General features: G+C 43.7%; 19 protein-coding genes, 30 tRNA genes and 1 pseudogene. 41 read left to right on the plus strand and 9 right to left on the minus strand.

What is annotated here, in order from left to right; all coding sequences use genetic code 11:
- The first annotated feature begins 74 nt into the window (after positions 1 to 74).
- The 3 genes from psbV (at position 75) to petJ (ending at position 1,817) form a co-directional block, all read left to right on the plus strand.
- Positions 75 to 566: a photosystem II cytochrome c-550 gene (gene psbV, locus RMY16_RS09360; protein WP_094347444.1), complete on the plus strand. Its 492-nt coding sequence runs from the start codon at positions 75 to 77 to the stop codon at positions 564 to 566.
- 242 nt (positions 567 to 808) lie between these two features.
- On the plus strand, positions 809 to 1,228 hold the full coding sequence (gene petE, locus RMY16_RS09365) for a plastocyanin (RefSeq protein WP_322660225.1): 420 nt from the start codon (positions 809 to 811) through the stop codon (positions 1,226 to 1,228).
- A 244-nt stretch (positions 1,229 to 1,472) separates the two neighbouring features.
- Positions 1,473 to 1,817 carry a cytochrome c6 PetJ gene (gene petJ / locus RMY16_RS09370; RefSeq protein WP_289795865.1) on the plus strand — a complete coding sequence of 115 codons (345 nt, stop codon included), beginning with the start codon at positions 1,473 to 1,475 and terminating at the stop codon, positions 1,815 to 1,817.
- Positions 1,818 to 2,272: 455 nt separating this feature from the next.
- Here the strand turns inward: petJ and RMY16_RS09375 are convergent, their stop codons facing one another.
- The gene (locus RMY16_RS09375) at positions 2,273 to 3,778 is read right to left on the minus strand and encodes a hypothetical protein (protein WP_322736152.1); all 1,506 of its coding nucleotides are present in this window, start codon (positions 3,776 to 3,778) and stop codon (positions 2,273 to 2,275) included.
- A gap of 615 nt (positions 3,779 to 4,393) precedes the next feature.
- Between RMY16_RS09375 and RMY16_RS09380 the strand changes: the two genes are divergently transcribed.
- Positions 4,394 to 5,089, plus strand: a complete 696-nt coding sequence (locus RMY16_RS09380; RefSeq protein ID WP_322736153.1) for a lipase — start codon at positions 4,394 to 4,396, stop codon at positions 5,087 to 5,089.
- A gap of 100 nt (positions 5,090 to 5,189) precedes the next feature.
- A complete protein-coding gene (locus RMY16_RS09385) occupies positions 5,190 to 5,822 on the plus strand; it encodes a cytochrome b N-terminal domain-containing protein (RefSeq protein WP_322736154.1) in 633 nt (210 codons plus the stop codon).
- 60 nt (positions 5,823 to 5,882) lie between these two features.
- On the opposite strand, the gene RMY16_RS09390 is transcribed toward RMY16_RS09385, so the two are convergent.
- Positions 5,883 to 7,802 (minus strand): cation:proton antiporter, encoded by a 1,920-nt coding sequence (locus RMY16_RS09390; protein WP_322660217.1) that lies wholly within the window; start codon positions 7,800 to 7,802, stop codon positions 5,883 to 5,885.
- A gap of 326 nt (positions 7,803 to 8,128) precedes the next feature.
- Here RMY16_RS09390 and RMY16_RS09395 point away from each other — a divergent pair.
- Positions 8,129 to 8,201 (plus strand) — tRNA-Glu (locus tag RMY16_RS09395).
- 93 nt (positions 8,202 to 8,294) lie between these two features.
- On the opposite strand, the gene RMY16_RS09400 is transcribed toward RMY16_RS09395, so the two are convergent.
- The 3 genes from RMY16_RS09400 to RMY16_RS09410 all read right to left on the minus strand — a co-directional run bounded on the left by RMY16_RS09400 (position 8,295) and on the right by RMY16_RS09410 (position 12,101).
- Positions 8,295 to 8,882 (minus strand): SRPBCC family protein, encoded by a 588-nt coding sequence (locus RMY16_RS09400; RefSeq protein ID WP_322660216.1) that lies wholly within the window; start codon positions 8,880 to 8,882, stop codon positions 8,295 to 8,297.
- A gap of 8 nt (positions 8,883 to 8,890) precedes the next feature.
- Entirely contained in the window at positions 8,891 to 10,909 is a 2,019-nt protein-coding gene (locus RMY16_RS09405) for a GAF domain-containing sensor histidine kinase (RefSeq protein WP_322736155.1), read from the minus strand.
- An 856-nt stretch (positions 10,910 to 11,765) separates the two neighbouring features.
- The gene (locus RMY16_RS09410) at positions 11,766 to 12,101 is read right to left on the minus strand and encodes a hypothetical protein (RefSeq protein WP_094347436.1); all 336 of its coding nucleotides are present in this window, start codon (positions 12,099 to 12,101) and stop codon (positions 11,766 to 11,768) included.
- 71 nt (positions 12,102 to 12,172) lie between these two features.
- Here RMY16_RS09410 and RMY16_RS09415 point away from each other — a divergent pair, with 71 nt between their 5' ends.
- From RMY16_RS09415 to RMY16_RS09425, 3 genes are all read left to right on the plus strand, one after another.
- Entirely contained in the window at positions 12,173 to 12,424 is a 252-nt protein-coding gene (locus tag RMY16_RS09415) for a hypothetical protein (protein WP_322736156.1), read from the plus strand.
- A 114-nt stretch (positions 12,425 to 12,538) separates the two neighbouring features.
- The gene (locus RMY16_RS09420; protein WP_322736178.1) at positions 12,539 to 13,045 is read left to right on the plus strand and encodes an HNH endonuclease; all 507 of its coding nucleotides are present in this window, start codon (positions 12,539 to 12,541) and stop codon (positions 13,043 to 13,045) included.
- A 16-nt stretch (positions 13,046 to 13,061) separates the two neighbouring features.
- Complete coding sequence (locus RMY16_RS09425) at positions 13,062 to 13,451, plus strand: alr0857 family protein (RefSeq protein WP_322660212.1); 390 nt, start codon at positions 13,062 to 13,064, stop codon at positions 13,449 to 13,451.
- A gap of 34 nt (positions 13,452 to 13,485) precedes the next feature.
- Here RMY16_RS09425 and RMY16_RS09430 read toward each other — a convergent pair.
- Both RMY16_RS09430 and RMY16_RS09435 read right to left on the minus strand, forming a co-directional pair.
- A pseudogene (locus RMY16_RS09430) lies at positions 13,486 to 14,387 on the minus strand (polysaccharide deacetylase family protein).
- Between the two features lie 200 nt (positions 14,388 to 14,587).
- The gene (locus RMY16_RS09435) at positions 14,588 to 14,710 is read right to left on the minus strand and encodes a hypothetical protein (protein ID WP_322660210.1); all 123 of its coding nucleotides are present in this window, start codon (positions 14,708 to 14,710) and stop codon (positions 14,588 to 14,590) included.
- A gap of 177 nt (positions 14,711 to 14,887) precedes the next feature.
- Here RMY16_RS09435 and RMY16_RS09440 point away from each other — a divergent pair.
- The 28 genes from RMY16_RS09440 to RMY16_RS09575 all read left to right on the plus strand — a co-directional run bounded on the left by RMY16_RS09440 (position 14,888) and on the right by RMY16_RS09575 (position 17,736).
- Positions 14,888 to 14,961 (plus strand) — tRNA-Asp (locus RMY16_RS09440).
- A gap of 4 nt (positions 14,962 to 14,965) precedes the next feature.
- A tRNA-Glu gene (locus tag RMY16_RS09445) sits at positions 14,966 to 15,042 on the plus strand.
- 3 nt (positions 15,043 to 15,045) lie between these two features.
- A tRNA-Cys gene (locus RMY16_RS09450) sits at positions 15,046 to 15,118 on the plus strand.
- A gap of 7 nt (positions 15,119 to 15,125) precedes the next feature.
- Positions 15,126 to 15,199, plus strand: a tRNA-Ile gene (locus RMY16_RS09455).
- A gap of 3 nt (positions 15,200 to 15,202) precedes the next feature.
- Positions 15,203 to 15,274 (plus strand) — tRNA-Trp (locus RMY16_RS09460).
- A 65-nt stretch (positions 15,275 to 15,339) separates the two neighbouring features.
- A tRNA-Glu gene (locus tag RMY16_RS09465) sits at positions 15,340 to 15,410 on the plus strand.
- A 7-nt stretch (positions 15,411 to 15,417) separates the two neighbouring features.
- Positions 15,418 to 15,519: transfer RNA gene (locus tag RMY16_RS09470), tRNA-Tyr, on the plus strand.
- 4 nt (positions 15,520 to 15,523) lie between these two features.
- Positions 15,524 to 15,613 (plus strand) — tRNA-Ser (locus RMY16_RS09475).
- Positions 15,614 to 15,617: 4 nt separating this feature from the next.
- Positions 15,618 to 15,692, plus strand: a tRNA-Arg gene (locus RMY16_RS09480).
- Between the two features lie 81 nt (positions 15,693 to 15,773).
- Positions 15,774 to 15,871: transfer RNA gene (locus RMY16_RS09485), tRNA-OTHER, on the plus strand.
- Between the two features lie 6 nt (positions 15,872 to 15,877).
- Positions 15,878 to 15,952: transfer RNA gene (locus tag RMY16_RS09490), tRNA-Asn, on the plus strand.
- Between the two features lie 5 nt (positions 15,953 to 15,957).
- Positions 15,958 to 16,030 (plus strand) — tRNA-Gln (locus RMY16_RS09495).
- A gap of 3 nt (positions 16,031 to 16,033) precedes the next feature.
- A tRNA-Gln gene (locus tag RMY16_RS09500) sits at positions 16,034 to 16,109 on the plus strand.
- Positions 16,110 to 16,115: 6 nt separating this feature from the next.
- Positions 16,116 to 16,192: transfer RNA gene (locus RMY16_RS09505), tRNA-Leu, on the plus strand.
- 6 nt (positions 16,193 to 16,198) lie between these two features.
- Positions 16,199 to 16,276: transfer RNA gene (locus tag RMY16_RS09510), tRNA-Leu, on the plus strand.
- Between the two features lies 1 nt (position 16,277).
- Positions 16,278 to 16,351, plus strand: a tRNA-Pro gene (locus tag RMY16_RS09515).
- A 3-nt stretch (positions 16,352 to 16,354) separates the two neighbouring features.
- Positions 16,355 to 16,428, plus strand: a tRNA-Leu gene (locus RMY16_RS09520).
- 4 nt (positions 16,429 to 16,432) lie between these two features.
- Positions 16,433 to 16,509 (plus strand) — tRNA-Leu (locus RMY16_RS09525).
- A 6-nt stretch (positions 16,510 to 16,515) separates the two neighbouring features.
- A tRNA-Pro gene (locus tag RMY16_RS09530) sits at positions 16,516 to 16,588 on the plus strand.
- A gap of 4 nt (positions 16,589 to 16,592) precedes the next feature.
- Positions 16,593 to 16,665 (plus strand) — tRNA-Leu (locus RMY16_RS09535).
- A gap of 210 nt (positions 16,666 to 16,875) precedes the next feature.
- Positions 16,876 to 16,948: transfer RNA gene (locus RMY16_RS09540), tRNA-Thr, on the plus strand.
- A gap of 4 nt (positions 16,949 to 16,952) precedes the next feature.
- Positions 16,953 to 17,024 (plus strand) — tRNA-Gly (locus RMY16_RS09545).
- A gap of 5 nt (positions 17,025 to 17,029) precedes the next feature.
- Positions 17,030 to 17,105, plus strand: a tRNA-Val gene (locus tag RMY16_RS09550).
- Between the two features lie 6 nt (positions 17,106 to 17,111).
- A tRNA-Arg gene (locus RMY16_RS09555) sits at positions 17,112 to 17,185 on the plus strand.
- 77 nt (positions 17,186 to 17,262) lie between these two features.
- Positions 17,263 to 17,336: transfer RNA gene (locus RMY16_RS09560), tRNA-Ala, on the plus strand.
- A 9-nt stretch (positions 17,337 to 17,345) separates the two neighbouring features.
- Positions 17,346 to 17,419 (plus strand) — tRNA-His (locus RMY16_RS09565).
- A gap of 7 nt (positions 17,420 to 17,426) precedes the next feature.
- Positions 17,427 to 17,509, plus strand: a tRNA-Ser gene (locus tag RMY16_RS09570).
- Between the two features lie 156 nt (positions 17,510 to 17,665).
- A tRNA-Lys gene (locus RMY16_RS09575) sits at positions 17,666 to 17,736 on the plus strand.
- A 101-nt stretch (positions 17,737 to 17,837) separates the two neighbouring features.
- Here RMY16_RS09575 and RMY16_RS09580 read toward each other — a convergent pair.
- The gene (locus RMY16_RS09580; RefSeq protein WP_322736157.1) at positions 17,838 to 18,926 is read right to left on the minus strand and encodes a glycoside hydrolase family 3 protein; all 1,089 of its coding nucleotides are present in this window, start codon (positions 18,924 to 18,926) and stop codon (positions 17,838 to 17,840) included.
- Positions 18,927 to 19,371: 445 nt separating this feature from the next.
- Here RMY16_RS09580 and pds point away from each other — a divergent pair, with 445 nt between their 5' ends.
- The 4 genes from pds (at position 19,372) to RMY16_RS09600 (ending at position 23,453) form a co-directional block, all read left to right on the plus strand.
- The gene (gene pds, locus RMY16_RS09585; protein WP_322736158.1) at positions 19,372 to 20,811 is read left to right on the plus strand and encodes a 15-cis-phytoene desaturase; all 1,440 of its coding nucleotides are present in this window, start codon (positions 19,372 to 19,374) and stop codon (positions 20,809 to 20,811) included.
- A complete protein-coding gene (gene crtB / locus RMY16_RS09590) occupies positions 20,795 to 21,727 on the plus strand; it encodes a 15-cis-phytoene synthase CrtB (RefSeq protein WP_322660204.1) in 933 nt (310 codons plus the stop codon). The genes pds and crtB overlap by 17 nt, the downstream gene beginning before the upstream one ends.
- Before the next feature lie 119 nt (positions 21,728 to 21,846).
- Positions 21,847 to 21,938, plus strand: a tRNA-Ser gene (locus RMY16_RS09595).
- A 192-nt stretch (positions 21,939 to 22,130) separates the two neighbouring features.
- Positions 22,131 to 23,453 carry an ABC transporter substrate-binding protein gene (locus tag RMY16_RS09600; protein WP_322736159.1) on the plus strand — a complete coding sequence of 441 codons (1,323 nt, stop codon included), beginning with the start codon at positions 22,131 to 22,133 and terminating at the stop codon, positions 23,451 to 23,453.
- Between the two features lie 77 nt (positions 23,454 to 23,530).
- On the opposite strand, the gene RMY16_RS09605 is transcribed toward RMY16_RS09600, so the two are convergent.
- Complete coding sequence (locus RMY16_RS09605; RefSeq protein WP_322736160.1) at positions 23,531 to 24,340, minus strand: hypothetical protein; 810 nt, start codon at positions 24,338 to 24,340, stop codon at positions 23,531 to 23,533.
- Positions 24,341 to 24,464 lie beyond the last annotated feature (124 nt).

A 24,464-nucleotide genomic window follows, 5' to 3' on the forward strand; every position in this document is an offset into this window, starting at 1 on the left:
TTAGCAATTAGCAGCTTGGAGATTGAGAATCGCGTTCTTAGCTGTGTTGAGCGTCAAAATCTTTAAGGGGAAACATGTTTATAAGACTAATTGGCGTTGTTGTGGCTACTGTTTTACTCTCGTTTCAGTTGATTGTCGGTAGCGCGACAGCAGTGGAACTAGACGAAGCTACCCGAACAGTGCCATTAAATACTCAGGGTGATACCGTTGTACTCAGCCTTAAACAAGTCAAAGAAGGCAAACGCTTATTTAATTACGCTTGCGCCCAATGTCATGCTGGGGGAGTTACCAAGACAAACCAAAACGTCGGACTCACTCCAGAGGACTTGGCACTGGCAACACCTAACCGTAACAACATTGAAGGTTTAGTAGATTACCTGAAAAATCCCACTACTTACGACGGTGAAGAAGAGATTTCCGAAATACACCCCAGTCTCAAAAGCGCAGATATTTTCACAGCAGTGCGAAATCTGACAGATGATGACTTGGAAGCGATCGCCGGTCATATTCTCTTACAACCCAAAATCGTTGGTACTAAGTGGGGAGGCGGAAAAATCTATTACTAAATCCTGGGGTTGAGTCATTGGGAATAGGGTATTGGGCATTGGGAATAGGGCATTGGGGAGAATTCAGTCCCTACTCCTAATTCCCCGTTCCCCATTCCCCATTTACTACTTATTGGACAGCTTTTTGCAATAAATTGCTCTCCATTCTTAAAAAAAAAATTGATCTATGACAGATTGTCATATTTGGTGTTGATTTTATTTAAAATGAGAAAGGGAAAAAAATTGTTTGTTAGGAGAGAGCTATGAAATTAATTTCGGCAAGCTGGCGGCGCCTTAGTTTAGCTGTGTTGACAATCCTTTTAGTTGTTAGCAGCTTTGCTGTTTTTACTCCCAGTGCTTCGGCTGAAACCTACCAGGTGAAATTGGGTAGTGATAAAGGACTGCTAGCATTTGAACCGAAAAAGTTGACCATTAAACCAGGTGACACTATTGAATGGGTGAACAATAAAGTTCCTCCCCATAATGTTGTGTTTGATGCTGCCAAAAACCCCACTAAGAGCGCCGATTTAGCTAAATCTCTATCTCATAAGAAGTTGCTCATGAGTCCTGGTCAAAAGGAAACGACCACCTTTGCAGCAGACGCGCCTGCTGGTGACTACACCTTCTACTGTGAACCTCATCGTGGTGCCGGCATGGTTGGTACAATTACTGTCCAAAGCTAGAAACACCAGCGTTTGACACGAGATGATTACTCAGTGAAATTAGCTCATCGCCACACGCTACACTCCTAGAGTGACGCACAAAATGTAGAAATGGCGGTAACGAGTTCTATCTTTCCCTAAGACGCTAAACAATGTGTAGCGATCAAGGAGTGAACTTGTTACCGCCAATTTTGATCAAATTTGACTTAATCAGGGATTAATCGCGTTTATACTCTTGCTGGAGGCTTGTTGCGAGGAAATACTGTTGAGAATACTTTTATTAATTTTACTGTCGGCGATCGCCCTATTCAAATTTACATTCATTAGTCCAGCACTAGCTGCCGAAACATCTAACGGTGCTAAAATTTTCGAGGCTAACTGCGCTTCTTGCCATATAGGTGGCGGTAACATCCTTATCAGCCAGAAAACCTTGAAAAAGGAAGCATTGTCAAAGTACCTAGAAAATTACAATCAAGACTCAATCGAGGCGATTATCCATCAAGTGCAAAATGGTAAAAATGCCATGCCTGCTTTTAAAGCCAAGTTAAGTTCTGAGGAGATTCTAGAGGTAGCTGCTTACGTTTTTCAAAATGCAGAACAAGGTTGGTAAAGTAGCTATACAGTATAGTTTTTTTGGGGTGAGCGTTTGCCTATCTTTAGTTAATAGCTAGCTAGACGCTCACCCCAAAATATTGGAGAATTTATTTGTTGGAAATCCCTCAGTGCATTTCCTTCTTGGAAGCTTTTAACGAACTTCTAAGTTAAGTATTATGTATGACGAAGTAGCGATCACTAATTTGTAAACTATAAAAAACAATATTTTAAACCCAAAACCCTGATGTAGAGACGCAATAAATCACGTCTCTACATCAGTAACTCTTAACCCAAACAAATTGTATTTTAAACAGGACTTACGCAAAAAATAGTCAAAAACAATGATTTTCAGGCAGAACAACACCCTCCGGTTACTCCAGTGGAGAAATCGTAGAGTAGCCGCTTCTTTATCAGACGCTGCAAATGCGTCTAGATAAATCACCGCTACCTGAATCCATCATCAATGGGCGATTATTTTTCTGGATTAGACTTTTGTCTGTTTTCCTTGACTTCGCGCAACCGTTCTACTAATTTTTTATCCGATTCAGCAGCAGATGTAGACTGAACCTGATTGATTTTTGGCAACAATAAAGGTTCAGAAGTAGTAGCTGCCGATGAAGACGTAGGCTGGTTATTTTTAATTTGCAGTTCAGATAATGGTTTGGGAGTAGCTGTTGGTACAATTAATGGTTTGAGAGTACCTGTTGGTGAAGATGTAGGTGGGTTATTTCTGATTTGTAAATCAGGTAATGGTTTAAAAGTAGCTGCTGGTGAGGGGGTAATCTGATTGTTATTGATGCCCGGTGCAGATAATGACGAGGGGTTTTGCTCTTGAGTAGTCCCAGTAAGATTGCTCGTGCTGTTTTGGAAACGTAGATTAAATGGATAGGAACTAATCTGTTTATCTCCCTTGGGGGATTGCTTGTTGAAGTATTGCCTTGCTTTTAATTGCAATTCCGGGGAAATTAACTTGTCTTGAAATTTGATATCTAATACCTTACCATCAGGATCTACCACCAATACTCCCAAAACAGCACCTTCAAGATTTGACTTATTCGTGGATAATGTTTGGCGGATGACTGGTTTTTGTTCAGCGTTGGGGTATTGTTGCTGGACTTCCTTTCTCAGGTTTGCGTAGGAGTCTAGCTGTGCAATTGCCTGTTGAGTTCCCTTCGTTGATAAATCCGCTGTTTGTAGCGTGCTTCCCCTAGTTCCAATTAAAGTATCTCCATTCCTTGGAGCTTGTTTTAAAGAATTTACCAGCGGGTTTTGAGCAATTGTAGACGACGCATTAGGAATTGGTTGCGTCATTGGCTGCGAAGTCGTATTTAACTGTGCTGTTGCAATGGGTGTACTGTCAGATAAGATTGGAGGCTGGGGATTCCGCAAAAGATCAGCAGGTATTTGCTGCGATTGCAATTCTGGCAACCTATTTACAGCTAGCGGCTTTGGTGGCTCGTATTTGGCGACGCTCTCACTCACATTCGCACGAGGAACTGGTCGAGAGAATCTGGCGCTGGTATTAAATTTAGAACTATCAAATTTGGAAGCGTCGAACCGCAAATTATCACTCGGAATCATCCGTAAAGACTGCCTTGTAGGCAAAGAGGAGACTCGATAGTTATTTGATGATGCCGGTAGCGGAGGTAATACTAGCTGACTGGATGGTGATGGCGCTAATGGGGTTAATCCCGGTTGGACGCTAAAGTTTGGAGCCGCAAGTGGGGCGACTGGAGGTAATTGTTGTAAACCAATCTGGGGCGTGCTTTGCGGCAAACGGTTTTGGTCGGCTTGGCTTAATTCCAAAAGTCCGACTGTCTGGGATGATGCTGTTTCTTTGGGCTTGTTAGACTCCATCGGCATCAATGGTACGATCATGGCGATCGCACCGTGCATACCAAGGGAAGCAATTGCTGCTATCCCAATTGGCTGGCTTAAAATTTCTGGTATATTTTTCAGCAGGGAGACGTAAGACATAGCTGTTATCGTTCACTCACTCAGTTGCAGTTGACTAGCGATTTTCTCTTTTCAGCATTGCAATATCTTGCAAGATATGCGTTCTTCATAAGGAAATAATAACTTCCTCGGTTGGCAATCAAAACGCCAAAATTGCCATTTATTCAAGTTTTTAATTAATCTAATGACGCTGTATCATATCTTCAAAATTCGAGCTTGCTAAAGAGGTATTTGAAAAATTACTACTTTTGATTTTTTATTCTTATGACGCACACAATTAAAATTAATATCTGGAAGTTTTATAAAGTTTAAGTAAACGCACAACTTTGAATACATCAAAACATCTGCCGAAGTTGCCTTGTTTTTTCAACTGTTTTTCAGTCAACTACACTTCTGTAACAGATGACACACGTGTTTGTCCAAGACTGGGCCCTATTTGAAAATATTACCACATCAGTAGCCCCTCAAACTGTTGCAAATTGTACAATTTTATTGACATTTTAGCCTTAAATTCCACCAAAGCTATTGGTTTTTTCTCTAAGGAGTCAGTCAGACGATCGCAATTCTAGCTCCTGAATATGACTACTTCTTCGTCAAAAAAGTTCAAAACCTCAATCATTGCATCCAAAATTTAAAATGCCGTTACCGACAGTTATTTTGCCTGGATATCTAGAAAGCGCGATCGCTTATCGCCAACTAGAACAATCTTTACAGCAGTTAAATTTTCCCACGGTTACAGTCCCACTGCGACGGCGTGACTGGCTCCCCACTTTGGGAGTAACACCCGTAATACTGATTCTGCAACAACTCGATTACACGATCAAGCATATATTACGTGAACATAATGCTACTCAAATTAACTTAATTGGTCACTCAGCCGGAGGTTGGATATCCCGCATTTATATGGGAGAAAAGCCCTATTTAGCGCGCGGTGATGTCAAACCATTTCTCTGGCAAGGGCATCCCTTGGTTGCTACTTTCGTCACCTTGGGTACACCCCATATTAGCCAAGAACGCTGGACACGCTCCAATCTGGATTTTGTTACCAATAACTACCCTGGAGCTTTTTACAAAAACGTTCGTTACGTTTGTGTGGCTGGCAAAACTATCTTTGGGAAAAGGCGGCCTGGTAGTTGGTTAGCTTACAGTAGTTACCAATTAACCTGTGGTAAGGGTAACACTTGGGGAGATGGGATTACGCCCATTGAAGCTGCTCATTTGCAGGGGGCGGAAAATCTGGTGATTGAAGGTGTAAAGCATTCTCCCAGAAGTCCTGGGATTTGGTATGGCTCACCAGAACCCTTAAAAGCTTGGGTGCAATATTTGATTTAAAAAACTTTATTTTTATATAAGAAAAGTAAAAACTATTAAAATTTCTTAGCTAAAATCGTAATAAGAATAAATACTTAGTTAAGAACAGGAGGGGTGAGCTATGCAAAGCACCCAGTTCGATAAGATTTTGCGACGAATAGCGACGATATTATCAGTCGTGATTTTGACTCTGTGTTTAATTTATATCTCTACCGGAATAATGCTTTCTTTTTACTATGAACCGACAGCAGGCGGAGCTTATAACTCCTTAAAGATGATTAATACACAACTGCCATACGGTTGGTTGTTTTGGAGAGCGCATGAAATTGCTGGTAACGCGGTAATTGCGATCGCTCTCGTTCAAATTGTGGTGATGTTTTTAGGTCGGCAATTTCGTAAGAGTTGGCTGGCTGCTTGGATTAGTGTGATTTTGTTAACCCTAAGTGCGATCGGGCTGGATTGGACAGCGATGATTTTAGATTGGACTCAGGAAGGGTACTGGCGTTTTAGCATTGAGCTAGGAACCATCGAAGCCATTCCTTTGATTGGTGTACAACTGCGCGAAATCCTAACTGGTGGTGGAGCCATTAACACAATTACCGTCGAACACCTTTACACAATCCACAGTTATCTAATTTCGGTAGCGACGCTAATTCTTGCCATAGTACATTTGTCTGCTTTACTCTGGCAGGAATGGCAAATGTACCAAGAAGCGCCAAAACCAGAAAGCGAATTTATTCCTTCCCAAAGCTAATAAAGAGCCAAGAGTTAGGAATTCCTCCCCTACTCCCCTGCTCCCCTGCTCCCCTGCTCCTCATCCCCCAGAAGCCTCACTAGTAGAAAGTTGAGATAATTGGGCGAGGGATAAGTCTTCAACCTCTGGTAACTTTTCTAGAGACAGGGGAGTGGATTGTGTAGCACCAGATAAGCGTTTTAAAAGGCTAGGTCTGGGGTCATGTAACAGATAAATAATGCGATCGCCAATTTCCCAATCTTGGTTAGCTGGCATTACCTGTAAGCGTTCTGCTCGTTCTACCAATAGTGGTATCAACACCCCAGTCCGAATCTTTTCTTGGATGCGATCGCATTGAGTCGAAAACTCCAACTCATCTAACGTAGTTGTCCCTAACTTGACTCGTCCATCATTCAAATATTCATTCCAAGTTTTAATTGCTAAGTCTGGAATAAAAGCTTGATTAACTTTATTACTAGTCGAGGTACTCGCTTGCGGATCGCGGGGAAAAACAGCTAAGACACGGGGGGGTTTAAACTCCTCAGCTGCTCGTTGAGCCAAAACAAAATTCACCTCGCCATTACTTGTCATAGCCAAAAAAGTACCTATAGAGGCAAGTCCTGCCTCTTCTAAAACAGCAGCATCTAGCGCACTGCTGGCAATAACCCGGAGATTTTGTGCCTCGGCTTGCACAAGGCATTCGGGATCAGTATCAATCATCACCACGTTTTCTCCCCGTTCCTGAAAAAACCGGGCAATCACAAGACTCAAGGGATTACAACCCACAATTACTGCCCCAGTTACGTCCTTAGAAGTGATTTGCAGCCATTTAGCAACCCAGCCAGCTGTTAGTCCTTGGCAGACAACAGTCATGATAATTGTCAGGAAAACTAAAGCTTTGATGGAATCACCGCCGTTAATGCCTCGCTGTGTCAGGGAAATCGCAAAAAAAGAAGCTACAGAGGCAGCTACAATTCCTCTCGGAGCAACCCAGCTTAAAAACAGTTTTTGTCGCCAGTTGAGGTCACTGTTCCAGGTACACAACAGGATATTAATCGGGCGAACAACAAACATTAGTACCAAAACAGTGAATAAACTACCCCAACCCAAAGCAAACACACTGGCAATGGATAGGTCAGCAGCTAATAAGATAAATAGCACCGAGACGCTGAGAATTGTCAGTTGACCCTTAAAGCTGCGTAAGAGACGTTCTTCTGGGACTGAGGAGTTAGCAAAGACTGCTCCTGCAACTACTGTTGTCATGACTCCCGATTCACTGCGGATCATCTGCGATAAGGTAAACAAGCTCCAAAGTATCGCCAACACCACTAAGTTTTTTAGCTCAAATGACAGAAAACTGGCGCGTTTGAAAATCAAACTCATCAGATAACCGCCAGCACCACCAATTGCTGCGCCGACACCCAGGCGTATAAGTAAACCGACGATCGCATTGATGGGATCAGCATCGCCGTTCAAAATCCTATCGAGGACAACGAAGGCGAGGATAGCCCCTACAGGGTCAATTAAAACCCCCTCCCCTTCCAAAAGTGTTGCCACTTGCCGATCTACATTGATTTGTTTCAGCAAAGGGCCAACGACGGTTGGGCCTGTCACCACGATTATGGAAGCATAGAGAAAAGCTATGTTCCAAGGAAATTCGCCGAGCCAGTGAGCAGCCATACTCCCACCAAGCAATGTGATCAGCGTTCCTTGAGTGACCAGCAATTGCAGGCTGACTGAAACTCTACCTAACTCACGCAGATCCAAGTTAAGTCCGCCTTCAAACAAAATGATTGCCGTTGCGAGGGCAACTATAACTTCCAGTCCAGTGCCTAGCGAATGGGGATGCAATAGCCCTATACCATCGGAGCCAAACAAAATGCCCAACAGCAATAACAAGACGATGCTAGGTACACGAAGGTATGCAGCCAGCACTTGGGCGCTAATGCCTGCAAAGACAGCGATCGCCATCTGTGTGGTAATTTCAAAAGATGCTTCCATATTGTAGATTTTGAGCGATTTATTTCAAAATCTCTTGTAAAAAACCGTAGATATTAACTCTACAGGGTACAACATCATACCCTTTGTTCCTTGCTGTCTTCAGCGTTTTTTAGATATGTGTATACCCCGAAATTTCCAGCGCCCAAGGCTGACGCACCCTGCGGCTGACCGCAGAAGCATCTACGGACTTTCTTATCTGTCTCCATATCTTTGTATCCTCTTCAAGCTTTTGCTTCCACCCAGTTTAGCTGCCACAAACTTTTTTTGGCAAAACCTGTTGACAACAGCAAGAAAATTGGTTAATTTATAAAAGGTCTGAGTCCGATGCCCCCATCGTCTAGAGGCCTAGGACACCTCCCTTTCACGGAGGTAACGGGGATTCGAATTCCCCTGGGGGTACTTAAAAACAATAAAAAGCAAAAGCTTTTTTGTTTGAAATCTAGCAATAAAAACCATCATCCAGGAATACACCTGAATGATGGTTTATTGTTGTTATGCATACGGTTCTTTGCTGGCTAATTCTTCTACACGTTGGTGAATAGCCAAAAGATTTAACCGCAAATCTTTGCTCAGACGATTTTCAATAATTCCTACTGGCATAGTGAGTTTAGGCCAAACTTGAATTGTGTAGGACAGATTTGTTCCTAAAGACTCACCGAAAGAATAAGGCTCTAAGCACCAGCTACCAGAAAAGCCTTTAAAATCTCCCTCTACCATGCGGAAATTAATTGCTTTAGGGAAGCATTCTTCCAAATCTAGAACTACCCGCGCACAAAAGTTGAAATTCAGTAAACGTTGGGAGCCTACTTGCTCCAGTCGAATTCCACCATCGGGATGCTCGATTAGACAACTCTTGGCGAGGTTGGGGAGGAAGTCTGGTAAGGCTTCATAATTTGTCAGAACCTTCCAGATTTGCTCCACTGGGTGGGGAATTTGGACTTTAGCACTGATTTGCCGCTGTCGCTCTGCTATTTTCTCAATTTGAACTTCTACCTGAGCAAGCAAATCCTCTTCTAGGTTAGTGTCATCAGTAGAAGATTGCAAATCAGGGTTCTCTGTTGTGTTCTGTTTTTTAGTCACTTTCAGAATTATGGTTTGCTTTCGTCAGAAAATTGGGGCAGAGTCAAGGTGAAGCAAATTTCGCTCTGTTCAGAATCCGAGATTGGGAGACTTTCAACAGCGATCGCTCCATCTAAATGCTGCACTAAAGACTTGACTAAAGCAAGTCCCAAGCCAGTCCCTGGAGTCCAGCGACCTTTTCCACGGCGGAACTTATCAAAGATGTAGGTCGCTTCTTCTTCAGAGATGGCACGTCCTGTATTCGTCACCTTCATGATAACTTGATCGATTTGCTGATCGACTCGGTGAGACGCTTCAAGGCGAACTATTGTATCAGACTCTGAATATTTACAGGCATTAGTTAATAATTCTTGCAGGATCCGGTCAAAGCTCTCCAGTTCAGTTTGCAGTTTGAGCGATTCCTCCGGCAAATCTATAGAAATTTTTAATCCTTTTTCGCCAAGTTTTTTTTCAAAAGATGCTGCTATATCTTGAATTCTAGTATTTAAATCTATAGATTCTAATTGGGGAGCTTCGTGAGGCGACTCTAGCTTTTGGAGTGTCAACAAGTCATTAATCAAGTTGATTTCTTTTGAACATTCCTGCTCAAGAATATCTAGATATCTACCCTGACGCTCTGGCGCTATTCCTGGCAAACGCAAGTTTTTTATTGACATCAGCATATTTGTCAAAGGATAGCGTAGGCGATCGCTCATATTACTCAAAAATTCATCTTTGAGTTCATTAAGTTTCCGCAGCTGCTCGACATACTGTCGGGTTCTTTCATGCAATTTCGCTTGGAGTTCTAGACTACTTTGGAGTTTCGCCGTCCGTTCATCTACCAACATTTGCACTTGGCGCAATGTCTGTGACTGAATTATGGCGTTACTCACTTGAGCGCAAACCATTTCCACAAGATTTAATTCTTCTGGTTGCCAATTGCGAATTACAGCTTGCTGTAGCACCAAAAAGCCTAAAATTTTACCTTGACTTTCCAATGGCACTAAAAGTACCGCAGGCAATTTCTCTATCGCAAATAATGGAGCAGCTGTTAAGGTATCGTTTTGATCTGTATAGTCATCGAAGATTACTGGTTTTCCAGAATCCATGAAGGCACGCTGGCATAAACCACAGTCTGAAATCAAGAAAGACTCAGCTAAGGTGTCTAGTTTACTAGTGCCAGAATTTTGTGTTTCTCTAGCCCATTGGGCGATTACACTAGCTTTCGCTTTGGGGATTTGTTTTTTAGCTTGAGTTTTAAATAGTGGATCTGTATATTTCAGTAATATAAGCAAACCCCGATCTGCCTGTAGAGATTCGGCTGTCGAGGCGATAACTAACTGGAGCATTTGATTCAGCTCCAAGTTGCTACGACTCAATAAGGTTAATTGCTTGATTAAGCTTTGATGGTGCTTGCTTTTTTGCAGAGACTGCTCTTGATGAGTAATTTGTTGAGCTTGTGCCACTCCAGAAAAAGCGATCGCGCAAGCCGACTCCACTTCTTTGAGCAATTGTTTTTCTGATTCACTCCATTCATAAGGTTGGAATTTAATCAGATTAATCACTCCATTATTATTGCCACCAAACCGAGTGGGAATTGCCAAAACCGCTTTTATCGGTAGTGGTAAATATTGACACCCAATGACCAGACTATTTTGAATTATGGAAATGTCTTCAATAGTCAATGGTTGGGCAGCACATTGCAGCACTGGCGAGTGCATAAGCAACTGTTCCATCGAAAACATTTCTTCTGGGTGTGGCAGCCCTAAATACTCATCAGCACACCAATTAGTTGTAGTTGTTTCGTCTGATGTCTCACCCGCCACAGAAACCAAGCAGCAGCAATCCACTTGAAAAGCAACTCCTAGCAATTGGGCAATCTCTTGCAGCATCAAAGCCGTAGCAGAGCTATTAGCAATGATTTGGTTAATCTTTTGTACCAACTCGCGGGCAGGTTCTTCCTGATGCTGCATCAGCTTGACTTGGTAAGGTTTTAGTCGGTCTATGTCATCTACGTAATGTGGCGGTGATGATAAAGGCTTTTTCATTTTTGGCACGCCCTCGGATAATAACCCCATTGTTCTTGCACCCAACCTCTTGGCATATTCTTCACCGTTAGTTGTGTTGCTATACCCTGATAATTGACAAATTTTGTGTGAATACTTTCTCTCACCTGTTATAGCCCTTTTCTATCTCAGATGGCCAAATTTCCACTGCATCAAGCAAATTGCTACATTAGTACATAAGTAATAAAATACTTAAGATATCCTATAAATGCTTAAGTTAACTTATTTTTAACTGCTCTATCTTGAAATAATTAACTAACTTTATCCTGTCTGTAAGTATACATAAACCGTAATTTCTCTGGAATTACAGCAAAATTCCCCTTTTGAGCGCGTAAAATTACGCAACTCGCTTTATAAAGTTTTATTACATTTATTGAAAAAACTAGTAGGTTTAACAAGTTACTCTTTGATCTCCGTAACTCTCAGTAAAATATCAATAAAAGTAAAGGAGCCAAGAGGAGGTTGCTCTTGCAGTGTAGGCTTCTATTCTCTACAAAAGCCTGCACCAATGAGGTGTACTCTTGTTCAGACCTACACTGATAGGTTAACTGTGATAGCGAGTTTGTGAGTATTTTGTTCTTAACCTGTGGCAGAAATTTGGAGTAAAGCTTAAATTTAAATAAATTCTTACTTACCAAAGGTTGCGGCAGTTATAGCTAAATTTTGAATGCAGCCCAGTTATTAGTAAAAATAACTAGGCTGCATTCGTCTAAATATAAAACTAAACCACATCTATTTTCAGAAGTATATTTTTTAAAGTAGTAACAGCATTTTGTACTCCCTGCTGGTAGGGCGGGCTAGATGCCCTCCCTACACCAGGTTTCAAAATAGACGAAGTTTATCCAGCCAAGCTCTCGACACTCAGAGGAACCATATCGCCATTCCTCGTTAGTCCTAACAACATCGGTTCTTGGGGTTGAATTAGTTGACCTGTAAGCACACAGCGTTCTTCTTGCTGAGCTGTGGCAGCTATGCTAGCTCGGATGTCGGATCGCGAAAATCGAGGCTTCCACTCACCTGATTTTTGCTGGACATAATTCCAAAGGATATCTCGGATCAGGGCTTGATATCCCTGATTCCCAGCTATTTCTTTGAGCTTATCTTTGAGTTCCCGTTCTAGGCGAATGCTGGTAACTTCCATATCGGTGGTTGGGGTGCGAGCGATCGTATGCATCAGTTTTTCTCCTTAAAGGTATAGACAGGATAGTAATACAAGTGTAGTATGTTTAAAGGAATGTTCAATAGGTGAAATTTTCTGTGAAATCCATTTACCCCATCTCTACTTCAATTTTGTGCGCTACCAATTGCCGAACCAATTGGGAATCAGCTGCTATGGAAGTGGAGTATTTATTTATGGGCGATGGTAGCCGAAATCATGGGCAAATCACAGAAGGTAATGATGATTATAAGTATGTAGCCATTAGTGCACTAATTGCAAAACCACAACTAGATCAACAAAGCGGGGGATACAGGCAAAGGAATCCTGTACCGATATGAGACCAGAAAATTTTCCGGTCAATTCTAACCCCCGCTTCACCGAAAACTTGAAGCGGGGGTTTTTTTATAAGGAGTTAAGCTGTGACGATATCTTCCATGCGCGGCGCGAACGCAATGCAAGTGTTAGAGCAATCTGTGGTGGTGTTTTCTCAAAATTACTTGCCACTATGTCGGGTAAATATCAAGCGGGCAATTGTGCTGTTAGTAACCAACAAGGCGCAACCGCTGGGTTTTACCACAGAAAGCGGATGGCAAGTTCACTCACCCAGTTTGGTAATTGATGTGCCAAAACATATTCGCTTGACAATCACTTCTAATGAGCGGATGTGGAAAGTTCCGCCAGTGAATCGGCGGGAAGTATTGCGACGAGACCATCACAGTTGCCAATATTGCGGTAGTGGCAAACATCTAACGCTAGATCATGTGATGCCGCGTTCTAAAGGCGGTTCTCACACTTGGGATAACGTAGTCGCAGCTTGTGAAAGATGTAACTCCCGTAAAGGCGATCGCACCCTGTTTGAAGTTGGTATGCAACTGCGTACCAAACCAAAAGCGCCAATCCACCCCGCGATTTCTTTTGCTGAACAGTTTTGGATAGAGATGCAAGCAAACCTGGAATAACAGGAGAGCATAAGGAATGCTGAAATTAACTTACACTGAAAGCAGTTTTGATTTGGAATGTGTCACTTTGTCGCTAGAAGAATGGGTAGCGCAACGAGTGATTTTAGCCCTGCGAGTTGGGCAAAGTTTATGCATTGAACCCAATACCGCTTCCTTTTTGCTTCCTGTTGATTTGCCAGGAGTAGAAGTGCTGAGGGCTGAAGTAAAAAAAGATGATAGGGAAATCATTGCCCTCTGTACGTGCGATGCCGAATATATGGAAGTCACCCTACGGGGTTCTTGGCTATCAGCTAGTTCTAAGGATTCTGTCGGTGTGTTTGTCACCACTATGAGCGATCGCGCTGAGTTCTTTTTGCACAAACTTTGGCAGGAAGCTCAATCTTGTGCTTCTGTGATGAGCGAATAAATTAAATAGTTGGGTGAGGATCATTTCTCACCCTTTATTGCGCCATTTTTAGTAGTTCAGGAATTGTCACAAATCGGTAGCCTTGCTGTTTGAGTCCGGTGATGATTTGTGGCAAAGCTTCTACAGTTCTGTGGCGTAGACGCATTAGCGAAGCGGTAGCGACGAAGGAGCGTCAGCGGCTTGTCGCTAGACATCGCCACCACCATCATGCATTAAAACAATGAAACCAGGTTTCGCGCCTTTCAGGACATTATTTACAAATGCCTGCGGTTTGGCGTGAGGATCGGTATCAGCTGAAGTTAGCGACCACATAATTACAGCATCTTTCTGGCTTTTGGCGTAAGCGGCTAGTCCGTTGTTTAAAAAGCCTCCAGGAGGATGAAATAGAGAAGTTTTGACTCCTGTAGTTTTGTATATCAAATCGGTTGTGCGATCAATTTCACTTTTGGCTGTGGCTTCATCCATTTGCCGATACCAATGATGCCAAGTATGGTTGCCAATGGCGTGTCCCTCGGCTACTTCACGCTTGGCTAAGCCTGGATTTGTTTGTAAAGCTTGTCCTACCCAAAAGAATGTGGCTTTAACATCATTTTGCTTCAAGATATCCAGCATTTCTAGGGTTGTCTTTGGCCAAGGCCCATCATCAATGCTGAGAGCAATAACCTTTTCATTGTTGCTGGGTTGCACCTTATAAACTGTTTTTCCCTGAAATTTAGCTGGGACTGTAAAGGTAGGGTTTTCTACTTTGTCTAATGGCGGTACCTGGGAATTAATTTGGCCTTTTGCTGGATCTTGAAGTGCAGTATGGATTTTGCTTAGTGGCTGGTTCAACCCCGATTGTGGGGAGATACCTGGAGCAATACTACAAGCTGTAATACTAGAGGCGATCGCGACAAAACTAATTATCTGTTGTCGCTTGAAGGAGTTGTCTGTCACGTCAGGCTATTAAAAACTCAACCAAGCATAACTGTAGTTTTACTTTTCAGAGTGGTTAATTAAGTTCAAACCTAAGCGTAGAAACTTTTCTAGACAATTTCAAAAGTTTTTTCTAAAACCCCTTGACACCTCTTGTAGTATTTTGTAGTATGTTTGTAGTAAGGCGAAAGACAAAGCTTCTCAAGAGTCAAAGTTATGTTCTACATCCAACTAAAGGACAGGCGTTGGAATAAACCAAAGTCCTCAGTCAATAAAGCTGTTTCTACTTGCAAACCATCGGCAGTAGAAGCAAGAAACGAAAAAAGTTCTAAGTTTGCACTCATCAAAACCACTGAATACATCCGTAATACACAACAGGCTTGCTATCTAGAATTTCGGTTGTTTTCCTAACAGTTAAAAGTCAATTATCTGAACCTTGAAAACTAAATAAGAAATGGGCAAGTTCACCAATAAAATCTGTGCCTAAAAACCTCAAAGTTTAAGCACAGATTCAAAAAAATCGGGGTGTAGCTCAACTGGCTAGAGCGTTCCGTTGTCTGCGGAAATGTTGCGGGTTCAAGTCCCGTCACCCTGGTTGCAGTCCTGTAGGCGAATAGTTTAAGCCGTCAGTTTCTCAAGCTGAAGATTGCGAGTGCGAATCTCGTCAGGACTCCCAAATGGCTGAGTAGCCAAGTGGTCGAAGGCGTCGGTCTGCAAAACCGACATCGTGAGTTCAAATCTCACCTCAGCCTTTGGTGCCGCAGTGTAGCTTAACGTAAAGCCCCTGGCTCATAACCGGGTCGATGCGGGTTCAAGTCCCGCCACTGCTACCAAATGCAGGGATGGTGTAACGGTAACACCTCGTGACTCCAAATCCGATGTTCTAGGTTCAAATCCTAGCCCCTGCGTCAGACAATTTTAGATTTTTTAGATTAATAAATTTAATCCAAAATCTAAAATTCGGTAAATTATGCCCTCGTGGACAAATGGTTAAGTCAGTGTTCTTTCAAAGCACAGATGCGAGTTCAATTCTCGTCGAGGGAATGATTATGGGTCGGTGGCCGAGTCTGGTTGAAGGCGACAGTCTGTAAAACTGTTCTTATTTGCACGCAGGTACCCTTCGGGAAGCAAGCTACAAATCCTGCTCGACCCACTATGGAGAGGTGGCTGAGTGGCTCAAAGCGTCCTCCTGCTAAGAGGAAGCGGGTAGTTAATATCCGTCGCAGGTTCAAATCCTGTTCTCTCCGTTTTGAGAGTGTGGTGTAACTGGATAACATCTCAGTCTACGAAACTGAAGACGTGAGGGTTCAAATCCCTCCACTCTCGTTACATGGGAGAGATGATGGAGTGGCTGATTCGAGTTGAATTAAACCAGTCCAATGGGTAAAACCTATCTCTCCTTCTTATCCCTCGGTAGCTCAGTTGGTAGTTAGCGCCTGTCTGTTCGCGAAGCGTGTCTGAAAGACAAGAACAGGAGGTCGTCGGTTCGATTCCGACCTGGGGGGCTTCGTTGCCTCATAGCTCAATGGTAGAGCAAGCGGCTGTTAACCGCGCGGTTGTAGGTTCGAGTCCTACTGAGGCAGCCATTCATTGCCGGGTGGACGAATTGGTAAGTCGCATCGCTCTGAACGATGAGGTTGCAGGTTCAAACCCTGCCCTGGCAATAAAGCCCTGTGGTGTAATTGGCAACATAGCGCCCTTTGAAGGCGAAGATTCCAGGTTCGAGTCCTGGTGGGGCTGCCAAACTCTGCTCTTGTAGCCCAACTGGAAGAGGCTGCCGTCTCAAAAACGGTAAGTTGTGGGTTCGATTCCCACCAAGAGTACCAAACTTTGCTCCTGTAGCCCAATTGGAAGAGGTGGCAGACTTAAAATCTGTTTAGTTGTGGGTTCGACTCCCACCAGGAGTACCAACGGGGTGTAGCGCAGCTTGGTAGCGCGTCTGCTTTGGGAGCAGGATGTCGCAGGTTCAAATCCTGTCACCCCGATATGCCCTTGTGACGGAACTGGCATACGTGCTGGAATCAGAGTCCAGATTTTACAGGTTCAAATCCTGTCAGGGGTACTAAGCTCTCGTGGCGGAATGGAAGACGCACTAGACCGAGGATCTAGTTTTTTGCAGGTTCAAATCCTGTCGAGAGTACCAAAATATCTGGGTGTGGCGCAGTTGGGAGCGCGGGAGTTTCGGGAACTCCAGGTCGTAGGTTCAATCCCTACCACTCAGACTTCGCCCTTGTAGCCCAACGGAAGAGGCGCTTCGCTTAGAACGAAGAGGTTGCTGGTTCAAATCCAGTCAGGGGTATTGACTTCTTGCAAAAATTCTTTTGCAAGAGGGGGAAAGGTAAAAGGTAAAAGGTATCTTATTACTCCTTTCTCCTTTACCCCTTACCCTTTTCCCACTTCTGCAAGAAGTCTATTGGTGAATATGCGGGGATAGAGCAACGGTGGCTCGTGGGGCTGCATAACCTGAACATCGGCAGGTTCAACTCCTGCCCCCGTTACCAAAATTAGTGCTGGTGTAGCTCAATTGGCAGAGCAACTGACTTGTAATCAGTAGGTTGCAGGTTCAATTCCTGTTACCAGCTTGATGCGGGTGTGATGTAATCGGTAGCATCTGAGTGCGCCATACTCAGTGCGTGGGTTCAAGTCCCTCCACTCGCTTGCGTAGTCCTGTAGCTTCAACGGTAGAGCAAGTGCCTTACAAGCAAGAGGTTGCAGGTTCAAATCCTGCCAGGACTACCAAATGTTGGGAGTGTAGCTCAATGGAATAGAGCTTCGAGCTTCTACCTCGAAAGTTGTGGGTTCGAGTCCTACCACTCCCGCCTAAACAAGTCAAAAGAATGAATTTAATATTTCTCTTTCTTTTTAGTTTTTACTTTGCTCTTTTTACTTATTTGATGGGGTCATAGCTCAAATGGTTAGAGCGCCTGCCTTGCAAGCAGGAGGTTATGGGTTCAATTCCCATTGATTCCACTGATGATGGTGTCTGAAGCCAAAATGGTCGAGGCGCTGGTTTGTGGAACCAGTCATAGCGGGTTCAAGCCCCGTCAGGCACCCTTGAATGGAAGATGCTGCTGAATGGTCAACAACCAAGCTTGAACCTTGGAGTACAGGCAACTGTAGGGGTTCGATTCCTCCATCTTCCTCTTTTTCCACCTGAAGCCGAAAAGCGAGGCGCTGTGCTGATAACACAGAAATAGGAGGGGCAGTACCTCCCTGGTGGATTTATATCTAAAGTTTGGTGTTACGAGGCTTGCGATCGTATTAGATCGCACTTGCTCATTTCTTTTTCAAATTAACTAGGGTGGTTGGCATACCGGCTGTGCAGCGGGCTTTTAACCCGCAGAAATAGGTTCGACCCCTATACCACCCACTAAACAATTAAAAATTTAAAATTAAGAATTAAAAATTAAAAAATGCAATCTTAGTTAGCCTTTTGGCAATTGCTAATATGCTACTTGAATGCGTTTTGGGTTATGAATAGCAACTAGCGATCGCTAGTTGAGCATGTTGCAATAAGACATCTTTATCCAAAGTATGTACGGGATATTGCGGTGTTACTGCCAGTAGTTTCTCAATTCTTTCTCTGGCTGCTTCTACGACTGCTTCATCTAAGCTACCGTTACTGAGCGAATCAGCAAAATCTTCAGCAATCCGATAAGTTCTTTCAAGAGATGATGAATTAATATTACGCGACACAATAAACAGATCGCAGCCTGCATTAAATGACCGCGCCACAGTACCAGCTTTCATAAACATATCTGAGATCGCTTTCATATCCAAATCATCAGATACAACTACTCCCTCAAAGCCAAGTTCCTCTCTAAGTATGGTTTTGAGGATAGTCTGAGAAAGCGTTCCTGGGACATCAGGATCTATTTTGGGAAATAAGATATGGACAGTCATAATCAAAGGAATCTGTACTTCGATTAAAGCTCTGAAGGGTATAAGTTCTCGTAGTCGCAGGTCTTCTAGAGTTAAATTCAGTATTGGTAGCTCAATGTGAGAGTCCTTGCTGGTGTCTCCATGTCCGGGAAAGTGTTTGGCGCATCCTAAAATTCCTGAATCTCGAAGTCCAAGGTAATAGTCACGGGCACCTTGAGTAGCAGTTTCGGGAGTGTTACCAAAGGCGCGAGGCCCAATCACGGGGTTGTCGGGATGGGAAAAAATATCTGCTACAGGTGCCCAAGATAAATTTATTCCCAGTGATTTTAGTTCTACTGCTGTGGCTTTTGCTACTTCATAAGCGTGCGATCGCAGCAATAAGGCGTGAGGAAAGCGGGTAATTGGCGGTGGTGTACGAATTACACGACCTCCTTCATGATCGAGAGTCATGAACATAGAATCACGTTCAGTATATTCTCGTATCTGCCTGTTTAAATCCTTGAAGCTTTCCAGCCAAACTTGATATGGGGTGCCATCCAAAAAGTTCTTAGCAAAAAAGATCGCCCCAATCGGTTTCAATTCATTGAGTGCGCGTTTATCGTCATCACTTAATGTAGTGCCAGAAATACCTAAAATTAAGTGATGTCCAAAGCGCTTTAGCTCCTGCGATACAACCATAATCTTTTACCTATAAGTTGTGCGGTAAACAACTGGGTTGTTCAACCTAGAGGACATAGACTTTTATCCTACACCCTTATAGGGAGAGGAAAGTTTTCAAAGTAGTCTTTGAGCAATACCCCAGATATTTTCTCATACCAAATACACAAATTAGCAAAGAAATCAACTACTTGAAGACAACTTTTAAAAATAGCTATTTTCAGTCAAAGGAAATACTTTTGTTTCCCGAAATCACTTGCATGTAAATATAGATAAAGTGCGCGCCGCAAAGCTATTGCCAATAACATTATTGGCAATTTGCTTGGGCAGGTGTGTGTAGGTAAAATTCCCTTTAGCAAAAGTTTTTTGGGGAAGCGATCGCACAATCACTGCCAAATGTAACGGATTGCAACGTATAATGAGAACGATAAAACGGTTAAGAAATATTGAAGAGCAGTAGGGTTACATGCGAGTAGCGATCGCGGGAGCGGGACTAGCAGGACTTTCCTGCGCGAAATATCTTACAGACGCAGGTCACACACCCATTGTCTTGGAACGTCGAAACGTTCTAGGCGGTAAAGTGGCCGCATGGAAAGATGCCGATGGAGACTGGTACGAAACAGGTCTGCACATCTTTTTTGGCGCATATCCGAATATGTTGCAGTTATTCAAAGAACTGGACATTGAAGATCGATTGCAGTGGAAAGAACACACAATGATCTTCAATCAGCCAGATGCACCAGGTACTTACAGTCGCTTTGATTTCCCAGATTTGCCGGCACCAATTAATGGTATAGTGGCAATTCTGCGAAACAACGATATGCTGACATGGCCAGAAAAAATCCGCTTTGGCATCGGGTTATTGCCGGCCATGATTCAGGGGCAAAAGTACGTTGAAGAAATGGACAAATATTCCTGGACAGATTGGCTGCGTAAACACAAAATTCCAGAACGGGTCAATAAAGAAGTTTTTATTGCCATGGCCAAGTCGCTGAATTTCATCGGGCCAGATGAAATTTCAGCAACCATTCTTTTAACTGCCCTCAATCGTTTCCTCCAAGAAAAAAAAGGCTCGAAAATGGCCTTTCTGGATGGCTCGCCAACAGAACGATTGTGTCAACCTCTAGTGGATTACATCACCGAACGCGGTGGAGAAGTCCGTTTGAATGCCCCTTTAAAAGAGATTTTGCTAAACGCCGATGGTAGCGTCAAAGGTTACTTGATGCGGGGGTTGAATGGAGACGAAGATGAAGTTTTCACGGCGGATTTGTATGTATCTGCCATGCCGGTTGACCCTCTGAAGGTGATTTTGCCAGCACCTTGGAAAGAAATGGAGTTTTTCCAAAAATTAAACGGGTTGGAAGGCGTGCCTGTGATTAACGTGCATTTGTGGTTCGATCGTAAACTTACGCAAATTGATCACTTGCTATTCTCGCGATCGCCCCTCCTAAGCGTTTATGCTGATATGAGCAATACCTGCCGTGAATACGCCAACCCCGATCGCTCAATGCTGGAATTAGTTCTAGCCCCGGCAAAAGATTGGATTGCCAAATCCGATGAGGAGATTGTGGCTGCAACTATTGCCGAGTTAGAAAAACTCTTCCCCGACCACTTTGGGGGAGACAATCCAGCAACATTGCTGAAATCTCATGTGGTGAAAACGCCCCGTTCAGTTTACAAAGCGACCCCTGGTCGTCAACAGTACCGTCCTTCGCAAACAACCCCCATTAGTAACTTCTATCTCTCAGGGGATTACACCATGCAACGCTACTTAGCCAGTATGGAAGGTGCCGTACTTTCTGGTAAGCTGACAGCGCAGGCGATTTCTGAGGCCCTCCCGGTAGCAAATTCCTCAAACCTGCAAACGCTCACCCGACCGCCCGCAACGAATGCTGCAACTGCCTGATTCCCCGCCGCGTATGAAAACGCTGGTCTCTGTAGACGAGTCATACAAACTTTGTCGGCATCTCACAGCAAAGTATGCCAAGACTTTTTACCTGGGTACTTTGCTGATGAGTCCGGTAAAACGTCAATCTATTTGGTCAATTTATGCTTGGTGTCGCCGTACAGATGAATTGGTGGATGGCCCCGCATCTGCTATTACCACGCCAGAAACCCTAGACCTATGGGAACAGCAGCTGGAATCGATTTTTGCGGGGCGTCCATTAGAAAATTACGATGTAGCTTTAGTTGATACTCTCCAGCGCTTTCCGATGGACATTCAGCCATTTCGGGATATGATTGCCGGTCAGCGTATGGACTTATATCGCAGTCGTTATGAAACCTTTGAGGATTTATACCTCTACTGTTACCGCGTTGCTGGCACTGTTGGCTTAATGTCAACATCAGTTATGGGTGTGGATAACACCATATATGCAGCACCGTGGCAACAGAACAAACAACCTTATGTTCCCATAGAAGAAGCGATCGCTCTCGGAATTGCCAATCAACTCACTAACATCCTGCGGGATGTGGGAGAAGATGCCAAACGAGGAAGGATCTACATTCCCCTTGAAGACCTGGCAAAATTCAACTATACCGAGCAAGACTTCTTCAAAGGTGTGGTAGACGATCGTTGGCGGGCATTGATGCGCTTTCAAATTGACCGCGCCCGCCAATTTTACACCACATCCGACCAGGGAATTACTTATCTAGCATCCGATGCCCGTTGGCCTGTGTGGGCAGCATCAATGCTGTACGGTCAAATTCTAGAGGCGATTGAACGCAACGATTATGATGTATTCAGTCAGCGAGCTTTTGTTCCCCAGTGGAAAAAGTTACGCACCTTGCCCATAGCTTGGATGCGATCGCAAGTCCTTTAAAAAATTAGTCATTTGTCCCTAGTCCTTAGTCATCAGTGTTTTATAAATAACTAATGACCAATGACAAATGACTATTGACTCTTACTGGCAAGTCTGGTAACATTGATATTCGTGAGTCAGGAGAGGTGGCTGAGTGGTCGAAAGCGGCAGATTGCTAATCTGTTGTACGGCAGGCAACTCCGTACCGAGGGTTCGAATCCCTCCCTCTCCGTTTTTCAGATTTTGATACACAGAGTATATTGTGTGTACAAAAAGTAATACTAATATCAGCGTCAATATTTCTACTCCCAAAGATGGATGATATGATTTATCCTTTGGAGTCTTGATAAGATCCAGCTAAGTTACAAATCTAGTTTGGATCTTATTTTTAGGCTCCTAAATATCTGAGGAGTAAAAGTAATTTATGAGAAAAATTAGCGCCGCCTTAAGTTTAAGTATAGCTACCCTCGCGGCTGGGTTTCTACTTGGGGCTTGTGGTGATAGCAGTACCCCCAACGGCACAGCTAACAACGCAAATACCGCCACCCCAGCGGCAAACTCAACTACTACAAGCAGTACTAAAGGGCTAAAAATTGGTTCCTTGCTACCAACGACAGGCGACTTGGCCTCCGTTGGACAGCAAATGCTAGGTTCCGTCCCTTTACTGGTCGATACGGTCAACGCTTGCGGTGGGGTGAATGGCGAATCAGTTACCTTGGTGCAAGTAGATGACCAAACCGACCCGAAAGCTGGAGCTGCCGGTATGACCAAACTAGCAACTTTAGATAAAGTAGCAGGTGTAGTTGGCTCCTTTGCTAGTAGCGTTTCTAGTGCGGCAGTCTCCATTGCCACGCCGAATAAAGTTATGCTGGTTTCTCCTGGTAGTACCAGTCCCGTCTTTACCGACAAGGCTCAAAAAGGCGACTATAAAGGCTTTTGGGCACGTACAGCTCCTCCCGATACCTACCAAGCACTAGCTTTAGCCCAACTTGCCAGAAAAAAAGGTTTCAAGCGAGTTTCAACAGTCGTAATTAATAATGACTATGGCGTAGGGTTTGAAAAAGCATTTGTGCAAACTTTTGAAAAATTGGGTGGAACTATAGTTAATAAAGATAAACCTGTCCGCTACGATCCAAAAGCTCAAACATTTGATACAGAAGCGGCTGCTGCTTTTGCTGGTAAGCCAGATGCAGTTCTGGCTGTACTCTATGCAGAAACTGGTAGTCTGTTCTTGAAAGCCGCCTATCAGCAAGGTGTGGCGAAGGGAGTACAGATTCTGCTGACAGATGGGGTAAAATCACCGACTTTTCCCGAACAAGTTGGCAAAGGCGATGACGGTAAATATATTTTAACAGGAGCGATCGGTACAGTACCGGGTTCTGATGGTAAAGCATTAGAAGCTTTCAACAAGCTGTGGAAAGATAAAAAGGGTGGTGCGCCAGGAGAATACGCTCCTCAAGCTTGGGATGCAGCTGCTTTATTAACATTGGCGGCGCAAGCTGCTAAGGAAAATACAGGCGTTGGTATAGCCAGCAAAATCCGGGAAGTTGCTGATGGGCCTGGCACAGAAGTTACTGATGTCTGCGAGGGACTGAAGTTACTTAAAGATGGTCAAAAGATTAACTACCAAGGAGCTAGCGGCAACGTAGATGTTGATGCTAACGGCGATGTCGTGGGTGTATACGATGTTTGGACAGTAGGAGACGATGGCACAATCAAGGTGATTGACAAAGTTACCCCTAAGTAGAAACTTAGGAGTTAGGAGTTAGGAGTGATGAGTTATGAATTTAATCTTAATAACTCCTAATTCCTAACTCCTAATTCTTAAAGTCCACTGAAGTTATAACCAACTCCTAATAACAAGCCCACATCAGTTTGATCGAAGAATCCAGCATTTATAGCAGCCGTTGCCGTAAATTGAGAAGTTAGAGGCACATCAATCCCACCAGACACCAAAAAGGCAAATTGCGAATCATCACCAGTTTTGTAAGCTGCACCTACTCCGACGTAAGGTGCGATCGCTAATGGTTCGCTAAAAGCATCTGCTGATTTAAAGGTAAAATCGTAGGTGATCGGAAGTAGAACTGTGGTGTTATCCCCAAATACGGCTGAGGGTCGTATTGATATAGAATTTGTCAGTCCGATTTTGCTAACTACCGCAAAGTTACCGTCGCCCAAAGATGTATCACCACCACTCAAACCAATGTTAGCAGCGACGCCAAGATAGCTACTACCACCACTAGTAGTTCTACCTAAATCAATATCAGATTGTGCCACTCTTGTAGCTGATGGTTGAGAAGTCGGTTGTACAGGTTCAGAGGTGAGCGTTGCAGATGAGGTCGCCACTGTGCCTGGAACGGGTATGGGTATTACACTGGCGTTTTCCTGTATCGCAGCGTTAGGCGATTGCTCTACCTTAGTTAAATTTGTGACTGTAAAAGTTTCAGTTGTTTCTGTAGAGAGGTTTTGGCTAAACTCTTTGGGAGACGCTACGGTTGCGGAAGGTTCAGTTAATGGCTGATTGCTCAACTTGTCTACTGTCTGGGCGCTTGCAGATAAACCACTACTCAGGAATGCAAGAGCAGCGATACTTGGCAACCAAAAAACACCTTTACGAAGAAAAATAGTATTCACGTTCACTCCTAAAACAATATTGCCACGAAAAATAAAGATTTTTGTTGATTTAAGTCAACAAATTCGGGCAATATTCAAAATTTAACATCAAAAAATCGGTTTTTGCATTCTAGCTTTACTTGAT

Source organism: Nostoc sp. DedQUE12b, from assembly GCF_034530835.1.
Classification (GTDB): domain Bacteria; phylum Cyanobacteriota; class Cyanobacteriia; order Cyanobacteriales; family Nostocaceae; genus Nostoc.